Origin of the sequence: Hyalangium gracile (assembly GCF_020103725.1) — a bacterium.
GTDB classification, from domain to species: Bacteria; Myxococcota; Myxococcia; order Myxococcales; family Myxococcaceae; genus Hyalangium; species Hyalangium gracile.
In genome coordinates, this window is record NZ_JAHXBG010000004.1 from 453185 (window position 1) to 477130 (window position 23946).

Annotated in this window: 21 protein-coding genes; 8 read left to right on the top strand and 13 right to left on the bottom strand. The window is 71.5% G+C overall.

The features are described 5' to 3' along the window. Nucleotides 1-3: 3 nt before the first annotated feature. The 5 genes from KY572_RS10710 to KY572_RS10730 form a co-directional block, all read right to left on the bottom strand. A complete protein-coding gene (locus tag KY572_RS10710) occupies nucleotides 4-2934 on the bottom strand; it encodes a CHAT domain-containing protein (protein WP_224242450.1) in 2931 nt (976 codons plus the stop codon). After that, nucleotides 2934-3485 (bottom strand): RNA polymerase sigma factor, encoded by a 552-nt coding sequence (locus KY572_RS10715; protein ID WP_224242451.1) that lies wholly within the window; start codon nucleotides 3483-3485, stop codon nucleotides 2934-2936. The genes KY572_RS10710 and KY572_RS10715 overlap by 1 nt, the downstream gene beginning before the upstream one ends. Nucleotides 3486-3672: 187 nt before the next feature. Continuing rightward, the gene (locus tag KY572_RS10720; protein WP_224242452.1) at nucleotides 3673-4143 is read right to left on the bottom strand and encodes a hypothetical protein; all 471 of its coding nucleotides are present in this window, start codon (nucleotides 4141-4143) and stop codon (nucleotides 3673-3675) included. Between the two features lie 81 nt (nucleotides 4144-4224). Then, on the bottom strand, nucleotides 4225-4941 hold the full coding sequence (locus KY572_RS10725; protein ID WP_224242453.1) for a carboxypeptidase-like regulatory domain-containing protein: 717 nt from the start codon (nucleotides 4939-4941) through the stop codon (nucleotides 4225-4227). 179 nt (nucleotides 4942-5120) lie between these two features. Next, the gene (locus KY572_RS10730) at nucleotides 5121-5537 is read right to left on the bottom strand and encodes an organic hydroperoxide resistance protein (protein ID WP_224242454.1); all 417 of its coding nucleotides are present in this window, start codon (nucleotides 5535-5537) and stop codon (nucleotides 5121-5123) included. Nucleotides 5538-5647: 110 nt separating this feature from the next. On the opposite strand from KY572_RS10730, the gene KY572_RS10735 reads away from it, so the two are divergent. Both KY572_RS10735 and KY572_RS10740 read left to right on the top strand, forming a co-directional pair. Then, on the top strand, nucleotides 5648-6112 hold the full coding sequence (locus KY572_RS10735) for a MarR family winged helix-turn-helix transcriptional regulator (protein ID WP_224242455.1): 465 nt from the start codon (nucleotides 5648-5650) through the stop codon (nucleotides 6110-6112). A gap of 6 nt (nucleotides 6113-6118) precedes the next feature. Then, on the top strand, nucleotides 6119-6907 hold the full coding sequence (locus KY572_RS10740; protein WP_224242456.1) for an alpha/beta hydrolase: 789 nt from the start codon (nucleotides 6119-6121) through the stop codon (nucleotides 6905-6907). A gap of 47 nt (nucleotides 6908-6954) precedes the next feature. Here the strand turns inward: KY572_RS10740 and KY572_RS10745 are convergent, their stop codons facing one another. The 5 genes from KY572_RS10745 to KY572_RS10765 form a co-directional block, all read right to left on the bottom strand. Then, on the bottom strand, nucleotides 6955-7137 hold the full coding sequence (locus tag KY572_RS10745; RefSeq protein ID WP_224242457.1) for a hypothetical protein: 183 nt from the start codon (nucleotides 7135-7137) through the stop codon (nucleotides 6955-6957). Nucleotides 7138-7295: 158 nt separating this feature from the next. Continuing rightward, nucleotides 7296-7499, bottom strand: coding sequence for a cold-shock protein (locus KY572_RS10750; RefSeq protein ID WP_224242458.1), 204 nt, complete (start codon nucleotides 7497-7499; stop codon nucleotides 7296-7298). A 434-nt stretch (nucleotides 7500-7933) separates the two neighbouring features. Beyond that, on the bottom strand, nucleotides 7934-9097 hold the full coding sequence (locus tag KY572_RS10755) for a methyltransferase (RefSeq protein WP_224242459.1): 1164 nt from the start codon (nucleotides 9095-9097) through the stop codon (nucleotides 7934-7936). A gap of 25 nt (nucleotides 9098-9122) precedes the next feature. Beyond that, entirely contained in the window at nucleotides 9123-10124 is a 1002-nt protein-coding gene (locus KY572_RS10760; RefSeq protein ID WP_224242460.1) for an ADP-ribosylglycohydrolase family protein, read from the bottom strand. 1 nt (nucleotide 10125) lies between these two features. Then, nucleotides 10126-10893, bottom strand: coding sequence for an alpha/beta fold hydrolase (locus KY572_RS10765; protein WP_224242461.1), 768 nt, complete (start codon nucleotides 10891-10893; stop codon nucleotides 10126-10128). A 91-nt stretch (nucleotides 10894-10984) separates the two neighbouring features. On the opposite strand from KY572_RS10765, the gene KY572_RS10770 reads away from it, so the two are divergent. The 4 genes from KY572_RS10770 to KY572_RS10785 all read left to right on the top strand — a co-directional run bounded on the left by KY572_RS10770 (nucleotide 10985) and on the right by KY572_RS10785 (nucleotide 16168). Beyond that, on the top strand, nucleotides 10985-11614 hold the full coding sequence (locus tag KY572_RS10770) for a histidine phosphatase family protein (protein WP_224242462.1): 630 nt from the start codon (nucleotides 10985-10987) through the stop codon (nucleotides 11612-11614). A gap of 177 nt (nucleotides 11615-11791) precedes the next feature. Next, nucleotides 11792-13381 carry a S8 family serine peptidase gene (locus tag KY572_RS10775; protein ID WP_224242463.1) on the top strand — a complete coding sequence of 530 codons (1590 nt, stop codon included), beginning with the start codon at nucleotides 11792-11794 and terminating at the stop codon, nucleotides 13379-13381. A gap of 16 nt (nucleotides 13382-13397) precedes the next feature. After that, the gene (locus KY572_RS10780) at nucleotides 13398-14036 is read left to right on the top strand and encodes a hypothetical protein (protein WP_224242464.1); all 639 of its coding nucleotides are present in this window, start codon (nucleotides 13398-13400) and stop codon (nucleotides 14034-14036) included. Between the two features lie 173 nt (nucleotides 14037-14209). Beyond that, the gene (locus KY572_RS10785; RefSeq protein ID WP_224242465.1) at nucleotides 14210-16168 is read left to right on the top strand and encodes a beta propeller repeat protein; all 1959 of its coding nucleotides are present in this window, start codon (nucleotides 14210-14212) and stop codon (nucleotides 16166-16168) included. Here the strand turns inward: KY572_RS10785 and KY572_RS10790 are convergent. Beyond that, on the bottom strand, nucleotides 16114-16764 hold the full coding sequence (locus KY572_RS10790) for a DNA glycosylase AlkZ-like family protein (protein WP_224242466.1): 651 nt from the start codon (nucleotides 16762-16764) through the stop codon (nucleotides 16114-16116). The genes KY572_RS10785 and KY572_RS10790 overlap by 55 nt on opposite strands. Nucleotides 16765-16821: 57 nt before the next feature. Between KY572_RS10790 and KY572_RS10795 the strand changes: the two genes are divergently transcribed. After that, entirely contained in the window at nucleotides 16822-17289 is a 468-nt protein-coding gene (locus KY572_RS10795; RefSeq protein WP_224242467.1) for a GlxA family transcriptional regulator, read from the top strand. A gap of 74 nt (nucleotides 17290-17363) precedes the next feature. Here the strand turns inward: KY572_RS10795 and KY572_RS10800 are convergent, their stop codons facing one another. Beyond that, nucleotides 17364-18575, bottom strand: a complete 1212-nt coding sequence (locus KY572_RS10800) for a GON domain-containing protein (RefSeq protein WP_224242468.1) — start codon at nucleotides 18573-18575, stop codon at nucleotides 17364-17366. Nucleotides 18576-18825: 250 nt separating this feature from the next. Here KY572_RS10800 and KY572_RS10805 point away from each other — a divergent pair, with 250 nt between their 5' ends. Then, nucleotides 18826-22296 (top strand): serine/threonine-protein kinase, encoded by a 3471-nt coding sequence (locus KY572_RS10805; protein WP_224242469.1) that lies wholly within the window; start codon nucleotides 18826-18828, stop codon nucleotides 22294-22296. Between the two features lie 22 nt (nucleotides 22297-22318). Here the strand turns inward: KY572_RS10805 and KY572_RS10810 are convergent, their stop codons facing one another. Beyond that, on the bottom strand, nucleotides 22319-23938 hold the full coding sequence (locus tag KY572_RS10810) for a sigma 54-interacting transcriptional regulator (protein WP_224242470.1): 1620 nt from the start codon (nucleotides 23936-23938) through the stop codon (nucleotides 22319-22321). Nucleotides 23939-23946 lie beyond the last annotated feature (8 nt).

Sequence of the window (23946 nt, forward strand, 5' to 3'; positions counted from 1 at the left end):
CGTTCAGTCGTAGAGCAGGACTGCCTCCAGCCACTGGCGGCCCCGGCTCGCCGCGAGCCACTTCTGCCGCTCGTCCCGCAGCGCCACCGCGGGCGGGTGGCCCTGGCGTATCCGCTCGCGGACGGCATTGAGGAACTCGGCAGCTTCCAGATCCGGGATCTCCTCCGTGGCGGCGATGACGGCGCGCGCACCCGCGTGGATGAAGGCGGCGGGCAGACCGGACGGCTCGTGCAGGATGTACGCGCCCTGCGCGGCGCGGCAGGCGGCCAGCACCACCAGCGGTGCTCCCTCCAGCCGCTGCGCCTGGATGTGGCTGGAGCTCAGCTCGTCGCTCGCCCCCTCCGGCGCGAGCACGAGGTAGGAGAAGCGGGTGGACGGGACGACTCCGTGGGCCACCAGATCGATGTCCGTCGCGTCCCGCATGGCCGTGAGGACTCGGGAGGGGGTCGCCTCCGCGCCCGTCAGCAGCCGCTGCTCCTCGTTCGCGCCAAAGTCCGTCTTCCACGTGTTGAGCCGCCCCAGCTCCCGCGTGCGCTCGGGGGAGATCGCCACGTCCTTCACCACCAGGTGCACGCCGCGTCCTGACTTCGGCTGTGGCGCGGGCCCCGCGCGCAGCTTGTAGCTCCAGGCCACGGACGGCGGCAGCAGCCCCGGTCGATCCTGCAGCGGAGGTCGCGCGTAGGCCTGCACCGTCTCGCAGCCCTGGAGCGCGGCCAGGGCCTCGGGAGGAACCAGACCGGTCAGGTTGTCGGGCAGGCGCGTCCGGCGCGCTCCATCGTAGGTGCCCAGCAATTGCCCCTGGGCGCCTCGCACGAGGACCAGGCTCCGCTCGCTGTCCACGGTCGCGGCGGCGATGCAGCGCTCGGGGAGGGGAGCTCCCTGCTCCCGGCCGAACAGCTCCGCCGCCGCCGCGTACTCTCCGGCCTTGCCCGCATCGAGGATGAGCGAGGTGAAGCTGTAGGCCCGGGCCTTCTGCGCGTCCTCGTCTCGTGCCAGGAGATCGCCGGACTCCACCTCGCGGAGCAGCTCCTCCAGGCGCGCGCGGCCCTCCGCACGGTCACGCTCGATGAGGAACCGCGCCAGGGCATGCTTCATGAGCAGACGCTGGCCCGCGGTGGTGGTGGCCGGCAGCTCAGAGAGCGCTCGCCTCAGCGCGGCCTCGTCTCCCGCGTTGGGCCGCTGCCGGGAGATGTCCGCCAGCGCCATGGCTCCCACAGGGGTGAGTGGCAGCCCGGTGGCCAGCGCCTGATCGAGCGCCGCTCGGGCCTGGTCGAAGCGCAGCTCGTTCAGCGCCACGTGCGCCAGGTTCTGGTGGGCGAACAGCTCGAACTGCGTGTTGCCGCGGTTGCGCTCGAGGAGCTCCGAGAACCAGGCTCGCGCCAGCGGGAAGTCGTTCCTTACCCGCGCGAGCTGCGCGAGGTGCCCCAGCGCCACGTTCTCCTTGTCCCGATCGTTCGCCGCTCGGGCCTGGCGCCACGCCAGCGTCGCCTGCTCCCACGCCTCGCCCAGCCGCATCTGGCTGGTCAGGAGCTGGGCGTACTCCAGCCGGAGGAACCCACAGCGGTAGTCGATGGGCGTGGAGGCACACTGCGAGAGCGCCCGCTCCAGCGTCTGGCGTGCCTCGCCCTGCTGCCCGCGCGCGAGCTGGACCTTGGCCCGCTCGTGGGCGGCGAGGAGGCGGAACCAGGGATCCTGGCTGGCCTCGGCGCGAGCCTCGAACGCCTCCAGGTGGTCTCCGACCGCCTTCGCGTAGATGAGCACTCCCAGCAGGAGGTCCTCCTCCGGAGAGCGCAGCAGCTGAGAGATGAGATCCTTCACCTGCTCCTGGGGCAGGGTGCCCTGGCGCAGCCGGGCATAGGCCTGGGCCAGGGGCGCCCGGTGTGTGAAGTCGTGCGACGCGATGCGCTCGACATACCGGGCCAGGACGTCGCCTCCCGCCTGCTGATCGAGCTCGCGCGCCAGGGGCAGGAGCGCCCGCACCCGCTCGGCGGAGGTGCGCGTGCGCACCGCGTCGTAGAAGTACAGGCGCAGCGTCGACGAGCGCTCCGCCAGGATGGTGGGAGACGGCGGGGTGCCGCTGGCGGCGAGCTCCTTGCCCGCCTGCAGCAGCGCCTGCCACCGCTGGGTGCGCGCCTGTTCCGCGGACGTGAGCGCCTCCGCGCGCTGGCGGGCCTCCTCCGCCCAGCCCGGCTCTCCCTGCTGGGCGAGCTCTCGGAAGCCGGTGGCCGCGGCCTGTGGCACATCGAGGTCCCTCAGGGCCAGCGCCCTGTTCCAGAGCGCCTGCGGGTGGGTGGGAGCCTGGTCGAGCGCGAGCTGCAGGTGTCGGAGCGCCTCCTCCGGCACTCCCTTCACGAGCAGGGCCGCGCCCCTCAGGGTCTCGTTCTCCGGCGTGCTCGGTAGCGGCTCCAGGTAGGCCAGGGCCTGCTCCACCAGCCTCGGGTCGTTGCGCGCGAGGAGCGCCGCGGCGAGGCCCGCCGGATTCCCCTCGCGCTCGAGCTGGGCGAGCGCCTCGAGGGGGAGCGTCGTCGTCCGCGAGGGCTCCTGCCCCATCGCCCGGGCCGCCAGGGGACGGTGCCGGTCTGCCTCCGCGAGCGACAGCCGCGGCTCGAGCCGCCGCTCGGGCTCGTTCATCAGCCACGGGTCCGTTCGGGGCGTGCCCGTCCTCAACCCCACACCCACGGCGATGAGCACGGCACAGGCCGCCGCCACGGCCGCCAGGGTCCAGCGGGGAAACGCCCGGCGGACAGGGGGCGGGGCCGAGGCGGCCGGCTGACGCTCCACATGGCGCGTGGCCATCATCTTGAGCTGCAGCAGGTTGCCCAGCTCCGCCTGGCAGCGGGCGCAGTCCAGCAGGTGCTGGCGGAAGCCCTCCGCCTCCTCGGCGTTCAGCTCTCCATCCGCGAAGCGCTCGAGCCGTTCACAGTGCACGGACATCAGTTGTCTCCCAGGCGGATGAAGGGTTCGAGCAGGGCGCGAAGCTTCGAGCGCGCATCGTGCAGCCGCTTGGCCACGGTGCCCTCGCGAATGCCCAGCTCCTCGGCGATCTCCTTGTACTTCCGGCCCCGCGCATGCATCTCGAAGGTGGTGCGCGCCACCGGGCTCAAGGACCGCACGGCCGAGCTGAACTGCTCGTCGGAGATGCGGTCGAAGAGCGAGCGCTCGGGCGGCTCGGGCTCGACGGTGGGCTCCTCCCGCGTCAGCTCCTCGGCGCCGCGCTCCCGTGTCCGCTGCTTGCGGAGCTGATCATAGAAGCAGTGGGTGAGGGTGGTGACCAGCCAGTTGGCGCAGACCCCCTCTTCCGGCGGAGGGGTGACGTGGCCGAAGGCCGCCAGGAAGCGGACGATCGTCTCCTGGACGAGATCCTCCGCATCGGAGCGATTGCGGCAGAGGTTCACGGCCTGGGCGAGCAGCCACGGCCGCCGTCGGGCGAGCAGCTGCTCCAGCCATGGGGCGACGGCCTCAGCGGCATCGGGTGAAACGGGCATCGGGCTCACAGGGGCTTCAGACCGGCGTGCCTCTTACCCCTGGTGAGCCAGACTCTTCAAATGGCCTCGTGGGCGCTCGCTTCTTTGGAGCACGAGGGGCCCGCTCTCGCGGAACACGACCAGCGCGTTCGCACGAGGCGGGCTCATGGCTCCTCGGTCCGTCACCCTCGGGCGCGGCCCGGGCGCGTCAGTAGCACTCGACGTAGTCGACATCGACCCAGGTGCCGCTCGAGGCCGGGTTCTTGGTGCCCAGGGCCTTGATCGTCACGGTGATGTTCTGGGCCGGCGTCACGTAGTGGCCGCCGAAGAGGGCGAAGTTCTGGCGCACCGTCGTCGGCGAGTACGCGTCGTAGACTCCCCAGCTGTTCCCGTTGACGAAGAGCTCGAACTTGCCGCGGTTGGCCGCCTTGCTGTACGCGAAGTCGAAGACGTAGGTGTTCTCGCAGGTGAACGTCGCCACCGCGCCCGCGGTCTGCGTCAGGTGGAGCGTGCCGTGGAGCGCGTCGCTGTAGGCCGGCCCCGAGACGGCCTCCCATCCGTGGCTGAAGATCCAGCCCGGGTGGGTGCTGTCGAACTTGTCGCCCGCCGGCGTGGCACCCGCGCTCAGGGTGGTGGAAAGAACACCGGCAACCATCACGGCCTTCAGGCTCCGAACCATTGTCGTACATCCTCCTCGGTGCGGTGCGATCCATTCGCGCCGCATAGAGGAGACGGGGACCCCGAAAATCCTTACGTCGATTTATTCGAGGCCGTCGCCGCCCGGATCGCTCGGGGGGTTGGGCGGGGGGTCCATGGGCTGGGACTCGTCCCTGCCATCCCCACCGCCGGAGAGCCCGTCGACCCGCATTGGCACCTCGCACTCGAAGAGCTCCGGGAACTGGTAGTCCTTGTAGAGGGAGTTGGAGAGCGCCTCGTCGGGGAGCTGCTCCATCCAACAGAGGGATTGGAGGTTCCCCACGATGCGCATCCCTGTGTAGGTGCCAGGCAGGACGCGGACGGAGAACAGGCCCTGGAAGTCCGCTGTGGCATGCATGCTGCCGCTGGTGCCGTTGCCCAGGATCTGGGCGTAGGCCGAAGGCAGCCCGCTGTTCTCGAGGATGCGCCCTGACAGCACGATGTCGTGAGTCACCAGATCGAGCGCGGTGTCGTTCGTGAAGCTCCCCGAGGCGACCAGGATCTCCGAGCCCGCGAAGGTGCCCGAGAAGAGCTGGACGCCGACGTCGTAGGTGCCCGCGGGCACCTGCAGCCCGTACTGGCCCGAGGCATCCGTGGTGGTGTGGAAGTATGAGCTGTTGTTCAACGCGTCGTAGGCGAACACGCCCACTGCCGTGGCGGGGCTTCCATCGGAGAAGCGAACCTGTCCGCTCAGGTTGACTTGCGCCCAGGCCGCGTCGGGCAGGAGAAGCAGGAAGACGGCCAGGATGGTCGTGCGCAGAAGGACGGTGCGTTGTGGCATGGTTCTCGACTCCTCAAGAGATGGGAGCGGGCTGAGCGCTGCGCTCAGGGCTCCCCAAGGAGCCCGAGCGCCGTCTCTACGCGCAAGCAGCCCCCTTCATTTCCAGGAACGTTCGAGAGGCGGCTCCCATACCGTGTGAGTGCCTTCACGCGTCTTCGCTACGATGGGAGCTACAAGGCTCAGACGACCGTCAGCCGGACGTCGATGTTGTTGCGCGTGGCGTTGGAGTAGGGGCAGACCTGGTGGGCCTTGTGGACGAGCGCCTCCGCGGTGGCGCGATCGATCCCCGGCAGGTTGATCTCGAGGCCGATGTCCAGGCCGAAGCCGTTGGGAATCTCTCCGATGCCCACGCTGGCGGTGACGGTGGCCTCGTTGGGCACCCGCGTGCCCGCCTTGCCCGCGATGAACTTGAGCGCGGACAGGAAGCAGGCCGCGTAGCCGGCGGCGAACAGCTGCTCGGGGTTGGTGCCGGGGCCGCCAGCGCCGCCCAGCTGCTTGGGCGTGGAGAGCGCAACGGACAGGACTCCATCGGCGCTCTGGGCGCGGCCCTCGCGTCCGCCGGTCGCAGTGGCCTTCGTGTCGTACAGGGTCTTCATGGTGGGCTCCTTGGTGAAAATTGGTTGTGCGCAATTGAGTAGCGCGCAATTGGATTCGGCGCAAGGGCCAGTTGTTATATGCAGGTCCTCCCATCTGAGAGGTCCTCGCCATGGCCAGGAAGCCCATCGACGCGTTGCGCCTGAGCGAGCAGCTCTGCTTCACCATCTACTCGACCGCACATGCGCTCAACCGCACGTACCGCCCGCTGCTCAAGGAGCTGGGCATCACCTACCCGCAGTACCTGGTGATGCTCGTGCTCTGGGAGCAGGACGACCTGGCGGTGAAGGAGATTGGCGAGCGCCTGTTCCTGGACTCGGGGACGCTGACGCCGCTGCTGAAGCGGCTGGAGGCCATCGGCTACGTCACCCGGGCGCGCGACGCCTCGGACGAGCGGCAGGTGCGCATCCGGCTGACGCCGCAGGGGCGCGCGCTGCGCTCGAAGGCGGAGTGCATTCCGCAGGAGCTCGTGGCGGCCTCGGGCTACGCGGTGGCGGACCTCCAGAAGCTCAAGGCCGACATCCAGCGCCTCCGGGACACGCTGAATGCGAACCTGGAGCCGGAGTCCGAGTCCTGAGGAGCGATGAGCCCCGTGCGAGACGTCGGTCACTTCGAATCGCTCGGCTGGATGGAGCCTCCGGGCTTTGCCGGCCGGGAGGTGCGTGTCTTCCTTCCGCCCGGGTTCGATGCGCGGGTGCCCACGCCCGCGCTCTTCCTCTTCGACGGGCAGGACGTGTTCGCCGGCCCCCCGGGGAGGGATGAGGGCTGGTTCGTCCACCGGGCCATCGAGGGGCTCGATCCGCGCTGGAACGTGCCGCCGTTGGTGGTAGCCATCCCCAGCGGCTCCTCCTGGGCGGAGCGTGAGGACGAGCTGACACCCTGGCCCACCGAGGGCCGAGGGGGCCGCGCCGACGCCTTCCTCGACTGGGTGGTGCACGCGCTGGTGCCGCGCACGCGCGAGCGCTTCCTGCTCCCGGAAGGAGCGCTCGGCGCCGTGGTGGGCGGAGCTTCCTGGGGAGGCCTGCTCGCGCTCCACGCCCACTTCGCCCATCCGCACCTCTTCGGTGGGGCGCTGGCCCTGTCGCCCAGCTGCTGGGTGGGCAACTTCGCCATCTTCGATTCACTGCGTGGGCGGGCGCTGCCGCCCTTCAGCCGCATCTACATCGACTGTGGAGGGCGCGAGGCCGAGGGACGGATGCTTCCCCCTGCCCGGGCCCTCTCCGAGGAGCTGCGCGCTCGTGGCTATCCGCGCGGCCAGCTGTGGTGGCGGCCGGACCCGCCGGCGGACCACGACGCTCGCGCCTGGAGAAGGCGCCTTCCCCGGGCGCTGCGCTTCATGTTCCGCCGAGGCCCTCGCCCCGGCAGGCGCTGAGCCAGCAGGGAACCAGGGGCCGTCCCCCAGGAGCTCCCACTTTGTCCTCAGTACTCCAGCGGAGCCTGGGGCCCCGGGATGATGTGCGCGATGTCCGGGTCGACTCCGCCGTTCACGCGGGCGGGGCGCTCGGCCTTCTCGCGCTTGAGCTGCTCGCGCTTGAGCTGCTTGTCCTGATTGCGCTGCTGACGAGCCCGCTCCTTCTGCCGCTTGATGAATGTGACCGTCATGAGTCTCCAAATGGAGTGAGTGAGTAAGAGGCCCGGCTCCTTCTGGAGACCGGGACCGTGCGAGCACTTGGAGCGCGGATGCCCACCCCGCTGAAAAATGAAAAAGGCCCAGCCTCGCTGAGGAGACTGGGCCGGGTGCAGGGCCTGGCGGACGCGCTTCAGGCGGGGCGAACGTTCTGCGCCTGCAGGCCCTTGGGGCCGCGGGCCACATCGAACTGGACCTTCTGCCCTTCCTGCAGCGAACGGAAGCCATCGGCCTGGATCGCGCTGTGATGGCAGAAGAGGTCCTCGCCCCCGCCGTCCTGCGTGATGAAACCGAAGCCCTTCGCGTCGTTGAACCACTTCACAGTACCAATTGCCATGAACTTGTCTTCTTTCTTATCCGGCTTCAATGAGTTGAGCCGGAGGCCGCTCCCCTATCCGGGGCCGACCATCACCGTGTGTCACGTTTCCAGGCTCTTGGCGAGGGCCGCTCTCCATTTTTCCGAAAAGCGGACCCGTGACTGGCGGCTGGGGGTGAAACCTTCGGTCCCTGGCTTCCATTCCCCGCCTCTGCGTTGAAGCCGTGCTGGGTTCCCGGATACGTGAAGGCCCGGTCGTTCATGATCTTCGCTGCCTGCTCGGGCGCTGGTGAAGTCCCGTAGAAGGCCACGGCCGCCGCGAGCTTGGGCACCCGCGTCGCGAGGATGCTCGCCATGGCGGACCGGTACCCAACTGGTATGACAAGCAGACCAGTTCGCACGGTTCTCGCCCGACAGGGGGGGCGGACCGGACGCGGGTGCGGCTCCGGACCTGCTCAGGCGCCGCGGGGCGCGGGGACCAGGCAGTAGAGGGTGGTGACTTCGCGCGAGCGCGCGGCGTGCAGCGGATCCGAGCGATCCTTCGCCTTGGAGTGTCGAGCCTGCGTCGACCGGGTCCACTTCACGCTCAGGCCGCAGCGCGCGAACTGCTCCTCGAGCCACCCCTGCGGGCGCAGGCCCAGCAGCACCGCGAGGTTCGACAGCAGCAGCAGCCCCTCGCCGCCGGGCGCCAGGTGGGACGGGAGCCCCTCCAGGAAGCGCTGCAGGAAGCGGTTGTCCTCGTCGAACACCGCTCGGTCCACCCGGTTCTTGGGGGGCTCCGGAATCCACGGCGGGTTGCTGACCACGAGGTCCGCCTGGCCCTCCGGGAAGAGATCGGCCTCCATGGCCTGGAAGCGCCGGGCCAGCCCGAGCCGCTCCGCGTTCTCTCGCGCGCAGGCCACCGCGCGGGAGTCGCAGTCGGTGGCCACCACGGACTCGGCCCCGCGCTGCAGCAGCAGGAACGAGAGCACGCCTGTCCCCGTGCCCACATCGAAGACGCGCTTGCCCTTCACGTCCGGCACCGACAACAGCAGCTCGACATAGTCGGTGCGGGTCGGCAGGTAGACGCCGTAGTGCGGGTGGAGCAGGCCCGTGAGGCCGGGGACGGACAGGCCCTTGCGCCGCCACTCCGCCGCCCCGAGCATGCCGAGCAGCTGCTTGAGGGGGACGAGGGTGAACGCCGTCGTCGGCTCGCCCCACACCTGCCGGCAGGCCAGCGCCACGTCCGGAGCTCGCGAGAGGCCCAGCCGGTACTGGCTGTCGAGCGCCACCACGATGCGCGACAGCGTCTCGTGCTCGAGCTGCCGCGCGCGTCGCTCGGCCCGGAACGCCTCCAGCGGTGAGCGGGCCTTCTCCGCGTGGCCCAGCCGCCGGCCGATGGCGCCCAGCAGCTGCCGGGCGTTGTGGAAGTCGCCCGTGTACAGCAGGTACTCGCCGCGGCGCACGCGCTTGAGCGCGGCGTCGGCGCTGAGCCGGTCATCCGCGGGGGACAGGCGCTCGGGCTCTGGCGCGTCACTCTCCGAGTGCCAGGTGAAGGGCTCCCCCGGCGCCAGGGTGAAGGGCGTGTCGGCCCGCGGCGGTGGGGCTCCACGGGAGGTGGGGGGGCGGGAGGAGGGCATGGGTTCCTGGGGAGTCCGTCCCAGCCTATCCGCTCGGAGGACCGGGGAGTCGTGCTTCCGCCAGGCGCTCGCCCAGAGCGAGCAGCTCCGTGCTCCGCTCGACATCGCGCGTCCATTCCGGCGGAATCCCCCCCAGCCCCAGCCGCGCGCCCGCGATCGAGCCGGTGATGGTGGCCAGGCTGTCGGAGTCTCCATCCGTGTTGACGGCCTCGAGCACGGCGGCGCGGAAGTCATCCGGGTGCCGCCAGAAGCAATAGAGCGCGCAGGCCACGGCCTCCTCGGCCACCCAGCCTTCGCCCAGCGCGTGCGGCCCCTTCTCCCGGTCGATGAGGACCTGCTCGGGCGGTAGGTGGAGGAGGGCAGGGACGCGTGAGAAGCAGGCATCGAAGTCCGGGCTCCTCCCGCCGCAGCGGCGCATCACCTCGGCGTGCATCTGGCCCGGTGGAGTGTCCCGGAGCGCGAGCGCCACGAGGAGCGCGGCGGCGGCGCTGCCCTCGAGCGCCGCGGGGTGCCCGTGGGTGAGCCGCGAGGAGTCACGCGCCACCTCGGCCACGGTGTCCAGGTCCTCGTAGTACAGGCCGATGGGCGCCACGCGCATGTTGGCGCCGCAGCCCTTCGAGTGGGCAACCCCCGCCTCGCGCCATGGAGTCCCCGCCGCCAGCCGCCCGCAGGCGATGCCCGTCGTCTCGCCCGGAGAGCGGTTGTTCTCCTCGGAGCGGTGCCAGTGGACGAAGCGCCGCGCCATCTCTCGCATCAGCGTGTCGCGGTCCTCCCGGCCCGCGGCGAGCAGCGCCTCCGCGACGCAGAGGCTCATCTGGGTGTCATCGGTGAAGGTGCCGGGTGGGTGGTCGGGGCCGGTGATGAACGGCCGGGAGAAGCGGGCATCCTTCAAGCGCAGGAAGCCGGTGATGCCCTCGGGGCCCACCTCCGCCAGGAGCTGGCGACGGGTGCGGAACTCGGCGGGATAGCCGAGCGCGTCTCCCACGGCGAGACCCACCAGGGAGCCCTGAATGCGGGAGTAGTGCATCCTATTTCGCCTCCTCCAGCCCGCGCATGAATCGTTCGAGCATGTCATTCACCTGCGCGGGCACGTCGAGCTGGATGTAGTGGCCTCCGCCAACGGTCTTCCCGAAGACGACGCGCGGGCACAGGCGGCGCAAGCGCTCGGCGTCCACCGCGCCGTCGATGACGAGCATCGGCACCTGGCAGGCGGCCACGGCGGCAGCGGTGTCATAGCGGAGCATGTCCTCGATGGCCGAGACGGTCACGCGCTGGGGCGTGGCCACCATGTCCGCCACCACCCGGTCCGCGTGCGGGCTCGAAGCGCCCACCATGCGGCGGGCCCACTGCTCGACCACCGTCGTAAAGTCGGGGCCTCGGAGCATTCCCAGCAGCGCACCGCCGCGCTTCGCATGGTCGGCGGGGGGGACTACCGGGGACTCGAGGGCCACCACGGCGCGTGCCAGCTCCGGGAACCGCACGGCCAGCTCCAGCGCGATGACACCGCCCATGCTGTGGCCGACGACCACGGCTCGCGTGAGGCCCTCCTCGGCGCAGAGGAAGGCGACATCCTCGGCGAAGCCCTGGATGGAGTAGGGCTGCTGGGGAGCATCGCTTCGGCCATGGCCACGCAGATCGGGCGCGAGGACCCGGTGCCTCCGCTGGAAGTGCTCCAGCTGCGGTGCGAAGTGCGCATGCTGGCCCAGTCCCCCATGGATGAACACGAGCGGCGGCGAGCCCTGGCCCTCGGTGACATGGAACAGCCGGACGCCGTCTCGGCTCTTCAGCGCGTGCATGGCCACAGCATGCCGTCCTCCACGAGACTCGTCCTGGCGGAATGGGAGAAAACAGGCGAATCGGGCCCATCGGAGCGCTAGGCTCCGCCTCGTGACGACCGAGTTCATCCTGCTCCGCCACGGTGAGACGGAGTGGAACTCCGCGGGGCGCCTGCAGGGGCACCTGGACAGTGCGCTCAGCCCCGAGGGCCTGCGCCAGGCGGATGCGCTCGCCTCGCGCCTCGCGTCCTTCTCCTTCCACTCCCTCTACAGCAGCGACCTGGGGCGAGCCCTCGAGACGGCGCGGCGCATCGCCACGCGGACGGGCCACTCCATCCTCCCGGATCCGCGCCTGCGGGAGCGGGGCCTGGGAGTGCTCGAAGGCCTCACGCGCGACGAGGCGAGCCAGCGCCACCCGGAGGTGTTCGCGGCGTACACGGCGGGCGGCTCGGACTATGTCGTCCCCCAGGGAGAGAGCACGGGCCAGCGGCTGCGCCAGGCCGTGGAGTGTCTGAAGGAGCTCGGCGCCCGCCACGTCGGAGCGCGCATCGTCGTCGTCACCCATGGAGGCGTCCTCAGCAGCCTCTTCCGGCACTGCCTGGGGATTCCGCCCGGCACCCCGCGAGCCTTCTCCGTCCTCAACGCGAGCTGGAACCACTTCGACTACCACGAGGGGACGTTCCGGCTGGTGACCTGGGGCGACATCACCCACCTGCGCAGCTCCAGCCGCGACGACACCTGAGCCCCTGGGCTGCCAGCCCCGGCCAGCCTGGGTGGGTCATGACGCACTCGGTCACCCACAGTGTGGGTAAGGTAGGAAAAAAGGATCCATTTGTGGGTAGATAGGCAACTTTAGGCGCCTCGTTCCGACAATTCGTGTGTAAGCCCTACGGCACCTGAATTCGCGAGGTTGAAAACCATGGCCCCCATCTCCAAGCTCCCCTCTCCTTCGATTCAGCCGCAGACCTCTCGTCCGGCGGCGTCCCCCTCCCAGCCTGTTGCCCCCACGGCTCCCCGCGCCGAGTCCCGCGTGGCCCGCCCGGTGGATGGCTTCGACGCGGCGCCCTCGAACCTGGTGGACCGCCCCGGCCGCGGCAAGCTGGTGGATCGCCCCACCGGCCTGCGCCCCGGCTCTCCGCAGATCCAGTCGTCCTCGGAGCCGTCCGCGCTGCGCCCGCTCACCTCGCGCAAGTCCCTGGCCGCCGCCACCGAGACGCTCAGCGCCCAGGCCACGCCGAACCTGCCGGTGAAGGACCTGGAGAAGGTCACCTCCAGCGTGAGCTTCGACAAGGACGTGTCGATCGACTCGCTGAAGCTGTCGTTGGATCTGCCGCACACCTACCAGGGGGACCTGGTGGTGTCGCTGACGAGCCCCTCGGGCAAGACGGCCACGGTGCACGACCGCACGGGCGGCGGCAAGGATGACCTGAAGGGCTCGTTCGACCTGAGCGCCTTCAAGGGCGAGAAGACCCAGGGCACCTGGACGCTGACGGTGGAGGACAAGGCCCGCGCCGACACGGGCACCCTCAAGAGCTGGGGCCTGGAGGCCACCGGCAAGGTGGGCGGCGTCGACCCGAAGCCGACCCCCTCGGGCGAGCCCATCATCGCCGTGTTCGACGGCGGCGTGGACTACAAGCACACGGACCTGGACGAGGCCATGTGGCGCAACCCCGGCGAGGTGGCCGGTGACGGCATCGACAACGACGGCAACGGCTACACCGACGACATCCACGGCTTCAACGTGGGCTTCGACTCGGGCGACCCGATGAAGGGCGCGGGCACCGACCACGGCACGCACGTGGCGGGCATCATCGCCTCCGAGGACAACGGCCAGGGCAGCACCGGCGTCGCCGCGGGCAAGGCGAAGGTTCTCTCCGTGGGCGGCCTGTACGACGGGAAGGACCTGCTCACCAACTTCGAGCGCGCGGTGGACTACGTGGTGGACCAGAAGGCCCGGGGTGCCAACATCCGCGCGGTGAACGCCAGCTTCGGTGACGAGTACCGGGACGCGGCCTCGCAGGCGCGCTGGAAGGCGGCGGTGCAGAAGCTGGCCGACGCGGACATCCTCCTGGTGGCCGCCACGGCCAACGGCAACGGCAGCAACATGAACAACGTGCAGGACTTCCCGGCCAACGTGGACATGCCCAACGTCATCACCGTGGCCTCCATGGACAGGAACAACGACAAGCTGGCGCGCTTCTCGTCGCACGGCGACAAGGTGGTGGAACTGGCCGCCGTGGGCGAGGACGTGCTGAGCACCGTGCCGGGCGGCCGCTGGGACGAGATGAGCGGCACCTCCATGGCCACCCCCCGCGTGGCGGCCACCGCGGCGCTCATGTTCGCGGAGAACCCCAACCTGACGGCCGCTCAGGTGCGCGACCTGCTGGTGAAGACGGTGGAGCTGGACCCCGACCTCAAGGGCAAGGTGAGCACCGGCGGCAAGCTGGACATCGCCGCCGCCGTGGCCGCCGCCAAGGCCGCCGCCACCAACGCGTTCGCCAGCCGCTAGTCTAGAGTGAGGGGGAATGCGTCCGTTCCCCATTGGCCGCGACACCCCCTCCTCCATGGATGACTTCGCGATCGCCTGGCCCCAGGCGGTCGCCGCGGCGGCTCCCATCCCCCATGCCCGCCATGCGTACCTGGAGGCCATCGCCCGCTATACGAACGATGTGCCTCCGGGGGGCATCTTCGCCCATGAGTTCCTCCTCGCGGAGGACCCGGAGCTCGACCGCATGCTCGAGCTCGTGCATGCCTTGGCCCGGCCGCAGGAGGAGCTGGTTCCTCGGCTCCTGGCGCGCACGCAGGCACACAAGGCGCTCCTGGACTTCGAGGCGGACCCCGCCGCCTTGGAGCAGCGCATCCGAGAGGTGAAGTTCTCCTGGGTGGACCCCTTCCTGCTCGAGGGAGAGCTGGCTCGCTACCTCTACTTTTATGGGATGTACGAGTACTTCTGGCAGCACCACTCCGCGCGCGAAGCCCGAGAGCTCGCGCGGTCGCTCGTGCGAGAGACGCTTCGGGATGAGCTGGAGCAGACGGTCGCGTTCAGGGCGCATGGCCCGTGGGGACGCTGGTTCGACGTGCACTCGTGCAGCGACTGCTCGTTCCTGCTCGTGGATCGCCAGACACGCCTCGCCTCGCTCTTCTGCTTCTCGCACTCCGACTGAGCGTGGCCCTGGCCAGCTGGGACGCTCCGCGCCGCACCCGCTCCGTGGCCGGTGAGGAGAGGGGACCGAATGCGGAGGTGCCGGACTCCATCCCAGAGCAGGTCGGCGCCTGCTGGCGGTCTCAGGCATGCCAGGTTTGGTCCCAGGGGCCGTGCTGCGCGATATTCCACTGGATGACACAACGAGCGATCTGGAACGCCTTGGCAGTGCTCGTGATGGCGGCGGTGCTGGGGTGCCAACCCGAACCCACGCCGCAGAGCCTGCCCGATGCGGGGCCGCTTCCGAGCAGTCCGTACACGGGCCCCACCACCGCCGGCTGGCACCGGGTCATCAGCACCCTGCGCGACAGCGTCCACTGCTTCGCCTCCGTGGGTGACCTGGTCTACGCGGGCACTGGCAGCAAGACGGCCACCGGCGCCGACGTGGGCGGAGTCTTCGTCTCGCCGGACCAGGGCACCACCTGGAAGCCCACTGCGCTGAACCTCTCGGTCTCCAGCCTCTGGGCCACCCCCACCGAGGTCTACGCCACCACCATCGCCCAGGGGTTGATGAAGTCGGTGGATCGCGGCGAGACCTGGACCCGGGTGAATGTCCCCAACGCCGGAACCACCATCTTCAACGCGGTGGCGGTGAGTGGCACGCGACTGCTCGTTGGCGTCGGCCCGGTGGTGCACGTCTCGGACGACAATGGAGCCACCTGGACCCGGCACCCCACGGGGATGCCGAACTTCTCCTACATCACCCAGTTCCTCGTGGAGTCCGGGAAGATCGTCGCCACCCTGAAGGGCGGCGTGGTGGTCTCCACCGACAATGGGACCACCTGGACGGAGCTCGAGGAGGGACTGCCCTACAACCCCCACGTGACTGGCGCGGCCCGGGTGGACGATTCCCTGTTCGTCGCGACCACCGAAGGCGTCTACCGCGCTTCATTCTCCGGCGGGGCCTTCGAGCGGGTCGCCAACGGCATGAGCAACAATGACGTGTACGCGCTGGTCTCGTGGCAGGGCGGGCTGTTCGCGGGCGTGGGGGTTGGCAGCTATGGCTCGGCCTACCTGAGCTCGGACGAGGGCAGCACCTGGAACCCCTTCAACCAGGGCTTGCCCGAGCTCACGCCCATCAGCGCGCTCAGGGTGGTGGGTGACTCCCTGCTGGCGGGCAGCGGCGGGAGCGTCTGGCGCACGGCCCTGGGGCCCTCCTCGCCTCCGCCCGATACCGGTCCGCTCATCGGCACCGTGGACCGGGTTCCCGTCCGCACCTGCCCGTACTGGGTCGCCTTCGATGGCACCCACCTGTACTTCTCCACCGCTGCCTCCGCCCTGGGCCCCACCGTCAGCGAGCCCGGCAACCTGATGCGGGCGCCCCTCGCGGGAGGGCCGGTGGAGACGCTCGAGACCCTGCAGCCGGCGATGCGGTACGTCGTGGTAACCCCGAACCATGTCTGGTGGACCACCAATGGGAACAACGGCAACTCCCACGCCATCCGCCGCAGGCTGAAGAGTGGCGGCCCGGTGGAGGTGGCGGTCGGGCAGCAGCCCGCCATCACGCAGCTCACCGCCACCGACACCCACGTCTGGTACACGGCCTTCGAGCTCCGGCGCATTCCCGTGAGCGCCGGGCCCGTGGAGCAGTTCTACGTGTCTCCGGAGGGTCGGATCGACTCGTTCGCCTTCGACGGCACCCACGCATACGTGGGCGAGAACAGCTTCACCCAGTCGCTCTGGCGGCTCCGGCTCTCGGACAAGGCGCGGGAGCTGCTCTCGCCCAGCCCCGCCGCGGGCTGGGACACGTACGCCCTCGCGGTGGATGCGGACTTCATGTACACGGCCTCCATCTATCGGTACCAGACGGATACGCCGCGCGCGTTCTATCGGGTCAAGAAGGATGGGTCCGCCCCTCGGGAGAAGCTGCTGGATGTGCCGGCGCAGGCCCGGAGCAACATGCTGCTGCACGGCGGCTTCCTGTACTTCTCCCAGGGCAGGACCCTGATGAAGGTCCCCAAGGACCAGCGCAATGCCACGCCCCAGCTCGTCATGGCGGACGTGAACATGGAGCGGATGTTCGTGCATGCAGGCCGCCTCTACTGGACCGACTGCTTCCTCCAGGAGATCCGCTCCGTTCCCTTCCCCCCCTGAAGCCCCGCCCTCGCGGCGAGGGCCTCCGCCTGTCGCTCGAGCGAGGGACTGTCAGCAGCCGCACGGTGGACTCGTGCGCGTCCGGGTCGGCCCGGTCCGGGCAGCAGCCCCTTGGGCAACCGCCGCCGCAGCTCGGCGTGCAAGGTGTCCCGGTCGAGCGGTCCCCGGTCCAGCGTCTCGGTCGCCTCGCGGGTGACGGGCTCCACCGCCTCCAGCGCGGACACCTTCGCCGCATTCACCGAGCTCATCGCCGGGCCGATGAAGGCACCCATCGACTTCTCGTCGGCCGGCAGCATCCCGGCCGCGAGGAGCTCGACATCCTCGGCCCGTACCACCACCGGGGCTCCCCGCATCGCCCGCATGCGGGCCAGCTCACGCCGCTCGAAGGCCTGGGTCCGCGTGTCCGCAGCCGCGTCCTTCAGGCGCGGCGCCAGGGCTGCCTGCGCCGCACCCGGTGGAAAGTCCGTCAGCCCCACCTCGCCCATGGCGGCCAGCAGCTCGCTCGTGCGGCGCCGCAGTCCGCTGCGACCCAGCCGGAAGGCGATGACCTGTCGGGACGTGACGGTCAGCTCGGGGCTCGTTGTCGGTTCTCGCATGACGCCGGCCGACTGTCGCCACGTGCCGAGGCGTGCGCCGATCTCTGCCTCCACCTGGTGCGCCGTGACCATGGCTCGGCGGTCGCCGCCGAGACGGCCCGCCTCTCCGTCATGCCGCTCGAGCGGGACGGCGGGCAGTCGCAGTTCATCGTGCACCCGCCGCCCACACCCGAGGGCGCGTCGCTGGAGTCCGTGCTGCGCTGGCTCGAGGAGAACCTCCACCAGGAGCTCTCCCTGCACGCCATCGCCCGGCGGGCCGCCATGAGTGTCCGCACGCTCAGCCGCCGCTTCCGGGAGCAGACCGGGACTACGCCCCTTCAGTGGCTGCTGAGGGCGCGCGTGCGCCGCGCCCAGCTCCTCCTCGAGACGACGAACCAGGCGGTGGAGCACGTCGCCGCCCATGTCGGCTTCGGCTCGGCCGCCGCCTTCCGGGAGCAGTTCCGCCGCATCGTCGCGACGAGCCCTCAGTCGTACCGCCGCGCCTTCCGAGGCGGCTCCACCGCCCGCGCGTCCGCTGGACGGTAGGCCTCCTGCTCTCGCGAGCCGCTCGGAGGGGCCCGAACCACTGGGCCCCTCTGTGTCTCCCACCCTCCTCGAGGCTACTGGAGCCAGAAGAGCTGCAGGTTGGCGGTGGGCGGGATGATGCCGCCGCAGTAGCCGCCGCCCTGGAGGTTCACCACCTGGGACGCGCTGCTGTAGGTGGCTGAGCCCGCGGCCTTGTATCCGAAGACCTGGAACTGGTCGGGCGCGATGCCGAAGGGCGTGCCCCGCAGATCCATGTTGGCGCGGCCCGTCTGGGACCAGGCGCCCACGCAGTCCCCCGCGTCTCCCAGGGCGGATGCATAGGCGTAGTTGGAGCCGAACCGCTTCCAGCCCTGGCTGGTGGAGAAGGTGGTGTCGGTCACCGTCAGCGTCAGGTCTCCCGGGTTGAAGCGCACTCGGGTGAACCACGTCTTCTGCCCACCCGCGGAGGTGTTGGGCCCCTGCCCGTAGTGCGAGTAGTTGGTGGTGCTCCCGGTGTTGGGCAGGTTCAGGTACTCGCGAGGCGTGCCCGCCATGTCATGGCAGTACACCTCCACGGTGCGGCTTCCGAGCGTCAGCGTGTAGTTGCCATCCGGCGCCGAGGGGTTCTGCGCGTGGAGCTCCGCGCAGCTCGCCGGCTGCCAGAAGAGCTGCAGGTTGGCGGTGGGCGGGATGATGCCGCCGCAGTAGCCGCCGCCCTGGAGGTCCACCACCTGGGACGCGCTGCTGTAGGTGGCCGAGCCCGCCGCCATGTACCCGAAGACCTGGAACTGGTCGGGCGCGATGCCGAAGGGCGTGCCCCGCAGGTCCACGTTGGCGCGGCCCGTCTGGGACCAGGCGTCCACGCAGTCCCCCGCGTCTCCCAGGGCGGATGCATAGGCGTAGTTGGAGCCGAACCGCTTCCAGCCCTGGCTGGTGGAGAAGGTGGTGTCGGTCACCGTCAGCGTCAGGTCTCCCGGGTTGAAGCGCACTCGGGTGAACCACGTCTTCTGCCCACCCGCGGAGGTGTTGGGCCCCTGCCCGTAGTGCGAGTAGTTGGTGGTGCTTCCGGTGTTGGGCAGGTTCAGGTACTCGCTAGGCGTGCCCGCCATGTCATGGCAGTACACCTCCACGGCGCGGCTTCCGAGCGTCAGCGTGTAGTTGCCATCCTGCGCCGAGGGGTCCTGCGCGTGGAGCTCCGCGCAGGAGCTGGCCGCGTGGCCGAGGCCGGGCAGCAGCAGCGAGGCCGAGGCGGCCAGCGCCATGCCGAGAGACTTCCAGGAGAGTGTGCCGAGCGTAGGGTTCGTCATGTCTGGGTTCCTTGGGGTGAGCCAGCGTCGTGCTGGCCTGGGCTCGGGCAGAGCAGCGAGCGTGCCAGCCGCCGCCGGCGCGCCCCTGCCTCGGAGGCCGCCCGGGGAGGCTCGGCGCCACCGGTTTCCTGACGCGCCAACGGGCCCGGCTTGCGCGCCAACGGGCCCGGCTTGCGCGTCAGCCGGGTGCGCCGAGGGCGGGGCCCTGGCGCGCCACGGGCCCACCGGCGGCGGTGTAGGATGGCTCGGGATGTTCGACGACGCGTCCACGCCCAGGCCCACCGCGGAGCGACCACCCCGCCGCCCCGAGGAGCCCTCGTTTCCGGTGCCCGGCTGGGAGCGCTACGAGCCGGTGCGCTTCCTCGGCCAGGGGGGCATGGGGCGCGTCTTCCTCGCGTTCGATCCGCGGCTGCGCCGCGCCGTGGCCCTGAAGTTCGTGCGCGGCGACGAGCCCGGGCTCGCCCGCCGCTTCCTCTCCGAGGGCCAGGCCCAGGCGCGGGTGGAGCACGAGCGGGTGTGCAAGGTGTACGAGGTGGGCGAAGTCCAGGGCCACCTCTACATCGCCATGCAGTACGTGGACGGAGTGCCCCTCACGGCGCTGGCGGGCCAGCTCACCCTCGAGCAGAAGGTGGTGCTCCTCCAACAGGCCGCCGAGGGCGTCCACGCCGCCCACCGCGCCGGCCTCATCCACCGGGACCTCAAGCCCGGCAACATCCTCGTGGAGCGCACGGCGGACCAGCGGCCGCGCGCCTACGTCATGGACTTCGGGCTCGCCCGGGACTGGACGGCGAAGGACACGGCCACCGGCACGGTGCTGGGCACGCCGCACTACATGGCCCCCGAGCAGGCCCGAGGCGAGGTGAGCCAGCTCGATGGGCGCGCGGATGTCTACAGCCTGGGCGCCACGCTCTACTTCCTGCTGACGGGCCAGCCGCCCCTCCCGGGCCACAATGGCCTCGAGGTGCTCGGCCGCATCGCCACCGAGGAGCCTCGCCCTCCACGCGCCCTGGCTCCGGACGTGCCGGCGGAGCTGGAGGCCATAGTCCTCAAGTGCCTGGAGAAGGAGCGCTCAGCTCGCTACGACTCGGCGCTCGCGCTGGCGGAGGAGCTCGGGCGCTTCCTGGCGGGAGCGCCGGTGCGGGCGCGCTCGGCGGGCGCGGGCTATCGGCTGCGCAAGCGGTTGCGTGGGCACTGGCGGGGGGTGGCCGTGACGGCCGGCGTGCTGGTGCTGCTGGGGCTCGCCGGGGGCCAGCTCTTCCGGGCTCGCCAGGAGGCGCTCCGCCGCGAGCAGCTGGCGCGCCAGTTCAGCGCCCTGGCCGATGGGCTGGAGGCCCGCGCCCGCGCGTCCGCCCTCGCGCGGCTGCATGACACGAGCGCCGAGCGCCAGTCCCTGAAGGCCACCCTCGAGGAGATAGAGGCCGCGATGCGACGGGAAGGAGCGCTGGCGCTCGGCCCCGGCAACCAGGCGCTGGGGCGAGGGTGGCTGAGCCTGGGCGCTCCCCGCCTCGCCCACGAGCGCCTGCGGGACGCGTGGCAGTATGGCTCGCGAGAGCCCCAGGGCGCCTTCGCGATGGCCCTGGCGCTGGGGAGGCTCTACCAGGCAGAGCTCCTGGCCGCCGAGGAGCTCCGCTCCCGACTGCGAGAGCCTCGCCGCCGCGAGCTGGCCCGCCTCTACCGCGAGCCGGCGCTGAGCTGGCTGCGGCGGAGCCAGGGCGCCTCGGTGCCTTCCCCCGAGTACGTGGCGGCGCTGGAGGCCTTCCTCGAGGAGCGCTTCGAGGAGGCCCTGGCCCGGCTCGACGCGCTCGGGGAGCGGCTGCCCGGCTTCTTCGAGGCTCCCCAGCTGCGGGGGGATGTCCACCTGGCGCGCGCCTCCCACCGCTGGGCGCGGGATGAGCGCCCACAGGCCCGCGCGGAGCTCGAGTCCGCTCGCCAGGCCTATGCCCGCGCCGCTGCCCTGGGTGAGAGCGCCCCCGAGCTGCACCGGGCCCAGGCCTGGGTCGAACTGGTGGCGCTGCGGCTCGAGCCCCTGGAGCCGCGGGCGCTCCAGGCTCATGTCTCCCGCGCGCTCGAGGCGCTCGCGCGCGCGCTCGTGGCGGCGCCTCGGGACTACGAGTCATGGGTGCTCCAGGCCCAGCTCTACCGCCACCTCGCCGAGTCGCTGGCGCCTGGCGAGGAGGACATCGAACCGCTCCTGCGCAAGGCCGTCGAGGCCGCGCAGCGGGCCGTGGCCTTCGAGTCCGCCCGGCTCGAAGCCCGGCGCGAGCTGGGCCTCATCTTCCTCCAGTGGGCGCGCTACCGGCAGGACCGGAGCCTGGATCCGCGCGAGCAGCTCCTCCAGGCCCGCGACGCCCTCGAGAGCCTGGGCCCGCGCGACGAGCCCTATGAGTTCCACACCCGCCGGGGCCAGCTGCTCGAGGTGGAGGGCGATGCCGCGGAGCAGCGCGGCCAGGATGAGCTCCCCCACCGAGACGGGGCCATCGAGTCCTACCTCGCCGCGGCCACCGCCGACGGCCAGGAGCCCGAGGCCTGGCGCGAGCTGGGGAGCGCCTACCTGGCGCGGGCGTCCTCCCCGCGCGCGGTGGCGCCAGAGGGCGATCTGCGCCAGGCCCAGCAGGCCTTGGAGAAGGCACGCGCGCTGGCGCCTCGGGATGCGGTGCGCTCCGGGCACGAGGGGCGGCTCCACGCGCTGCGAGCCCGGCTCCTGCGCAACCTCGGGGCGGATCCGCGCCCGGAGTGGGAGGCGGCCCTCGCGCTCTACCGGCAGGGGCAGGAGCTGTCGCCCGGGCTCTCGCAGCTGGCCCGCGGCGAGGGGCTGGCGCTGGTGGCGTTGGCGCGGGAGGCCTGGGAGCGGGGCGAGGAGCCCTTCCCCCTGCTGGCCCGAGCCCAGGCGGTCCTCGAGCGCGCCGTGGCGCAGGCGCCGGGGCAGGGCCTGGAGCTCCACTTCCTTGCCGAGGCGCATGCCCAGCGCGCCGCGTACCGGCTCGCCTGGGGAGAGCCGCCCGGCTCCGAGGCGCAAGAGGCCCTGCGCCTCGCGCGTGAGGCCATCGCGCGGCTGCCGGGCGACGCGCGCCCCTGGGCGACCGCGGGCCGCGCCCACCAGCTCCTGGCGGCCTTCGAGCTGACGCGGCAGCGGGAGCCGCGCCCGGCCCTGACGGAGGCGGACAAGGCCCTGCGCCAGGCGCTCGAGCGCAATCCCCGGAGCGCGGAGGCCTGGCGCTCCCTGGCGGAGACGCGCGCGGTGAGCGCTCGCTTCAGCGCCCTCCAGGGGCGGGCCCGGCGCGAGGACTTCGAGCAGGCCGCCCAGGCCTGGAGAGAGGCCCTGGCGCTGAGCTCGCAGCCGCTGGAGGACCGGCTGGCCCTGGCCGCCTTCCACCGGGACCAGGCCACGTGGGAGCAGCGCACGGGGCGCAACCCAAAGCCGACGCTCCGGCGCGGGCTGGCGCTGGCCGACGAGGTGCTGGCCTCCCGGCCCGAGTGGGCGGAGGCCCGGCTCGTGCGTGCGCTCCTGCGGGTGGCGCTGGGGCAGGAGCCGCTCCGCCAGGGCGAGCACCCCGCCGCGTGGAGGCAGGCCGAGGAGGAGCGCCGCGCCATCCTCGCGGCCCACCCGAACCTGCGGCGCGCCTGGAGCCTGCCCGAGGAGGAGCCCAGGCCACGAGGGATGGACGAAATGCCCGGAGCCAATGGGGGCGGCACCGAGGGCCCGCGGGGACCGAGCCCATGAGCGTGGGCGCGGCCCCGGTGGCTCACGGCGCGTCCTCGGCGAGCCTCAGCTCGCGCACGCGGCGCTGGAGCGCGCGCTTGGACACCTCGAGGCGGTGCGCCATCGCGTCCAGGTCGCCTCGGCAGTCGTGGAAGCACTGGGAGATCTCCTCCGCGCTGAGCTCCTTCACGGTGCGGACGCGGGGGCTCCTGCTCATCAGGTTGTAGATGGAGCCGCGGGTGATGCCGAGCGCGTCGGCGGCCGCCTGCATGTCCCAGGCGTGCTCCCGCAGCGCCGCGAGCAGCTCCGGCTCCTTCACCTCGGAGGGCTTGCGGCGCGAGGCGGGCTCCGGCCCGGGCTGGCTCGGCGCCGGGGGTGGCGGCCCGGTGCGCCAGGCGGGCTCGGGTGGCGCGACGGCGCCCAGCTCGCGCTCGAGCGACGCATCCACCTGCAGGCGCGCCTGGCCCCGGCCGCTGATGACGAGCTGGCGCGCCACGTTGCGCAGCTGGCGGATGTTGCCGGGCCAGGGGTGGCGGACCAGGCGCGCGGCGAGCGGCGCGGGCAGCCACGGCTCCGCGTACGCGTCCTCGGGCGACAGGCGCCACGCCTCCCCGAGCACCTCCAGCTCCTGGCGGGCGAAGTGGTGGAAGAGCGGGCCGATGTCCTCGCGGCGCTCGCGCAGCGGGGGCAGCCGGATTTCATAGCCCGCCAGCCGGTGGAGCAGCGGGGCCTTGAAGCGCCCCTGCTGGATGTGCTCCTCCAGGTGCGCATCCGTGGCGGCCACCAGGCGCACGTCCACGCGCACCGGCGTGCGCCCACCCACCGGGTACAGCTCCCCGCTCTCCAGCACGCGCAGCAACATGCCCTGCACCTCGGAGGGCGCCTCGCCCACCTCATCGAGGAAGAGCGTGCCTCCATGGGCCGCGCGGAAGAGGCCCTCGCGGGACTGGGTGGCGCCCGTGTAGGCCCCGCGCTCCGCGCCGAAGAGCTCGGCGGTGGCCAGCTCCCGGGAGAGGGCGCCCAGGTTCACGCTCACGAAGGGGCCCGAGCGCCGGGGACTGCGCAGGTGGAGGGCGCGCGCCACCAGCTCCTTGCCCGTCCCGGTCTCCCCGCGGAGGAGCACGGACACGTCCAGGTCCGCCACCTGCTCCACCTGCCTGCGCACGCGCAGCATGGAGGGGCTCTGGCCCACCATCCCCAGCGACTCCGAGCCGCCCTCCGCCTCGGGGGGGACGAGCCGGTGCAGGAGCACCACCACGCGCGCGGCCAGCTCGAGGGGCACGCCCGCCTCCAGCGCCTCGGGGCCGAACTCCCAGGTGCCGCGCAGCGGCTGGCCCGCCACCACCGGAGTGCCCCCTTCCTCCACCACCAGCCGCACCACGCCGCCGGGGCCCGGGGTGAAGCGCAGGGGCCTGCGGCTCAGGAACGGGTCATCCAGCGGCTGGCCCAGGGCGCTGCCGGGGCGCGTGAAGCGGGGGGCGTTGCGAGACAGCGCCACCTCCTGTCCCGTCGCGAGCGCCTCGAGCAGCAGCCGCTCCCCCACCCGGTGGGCGCGGGGATGGGAGACGATGGTCAGCGCCGGGACGGGGCCAGGGGCCGGCGCCTCTCGTCCGCGAAGGGGACCGGCGGCGGTGGACACATCGGCCGTGGTGCTCTCTGCCATAGGGATGC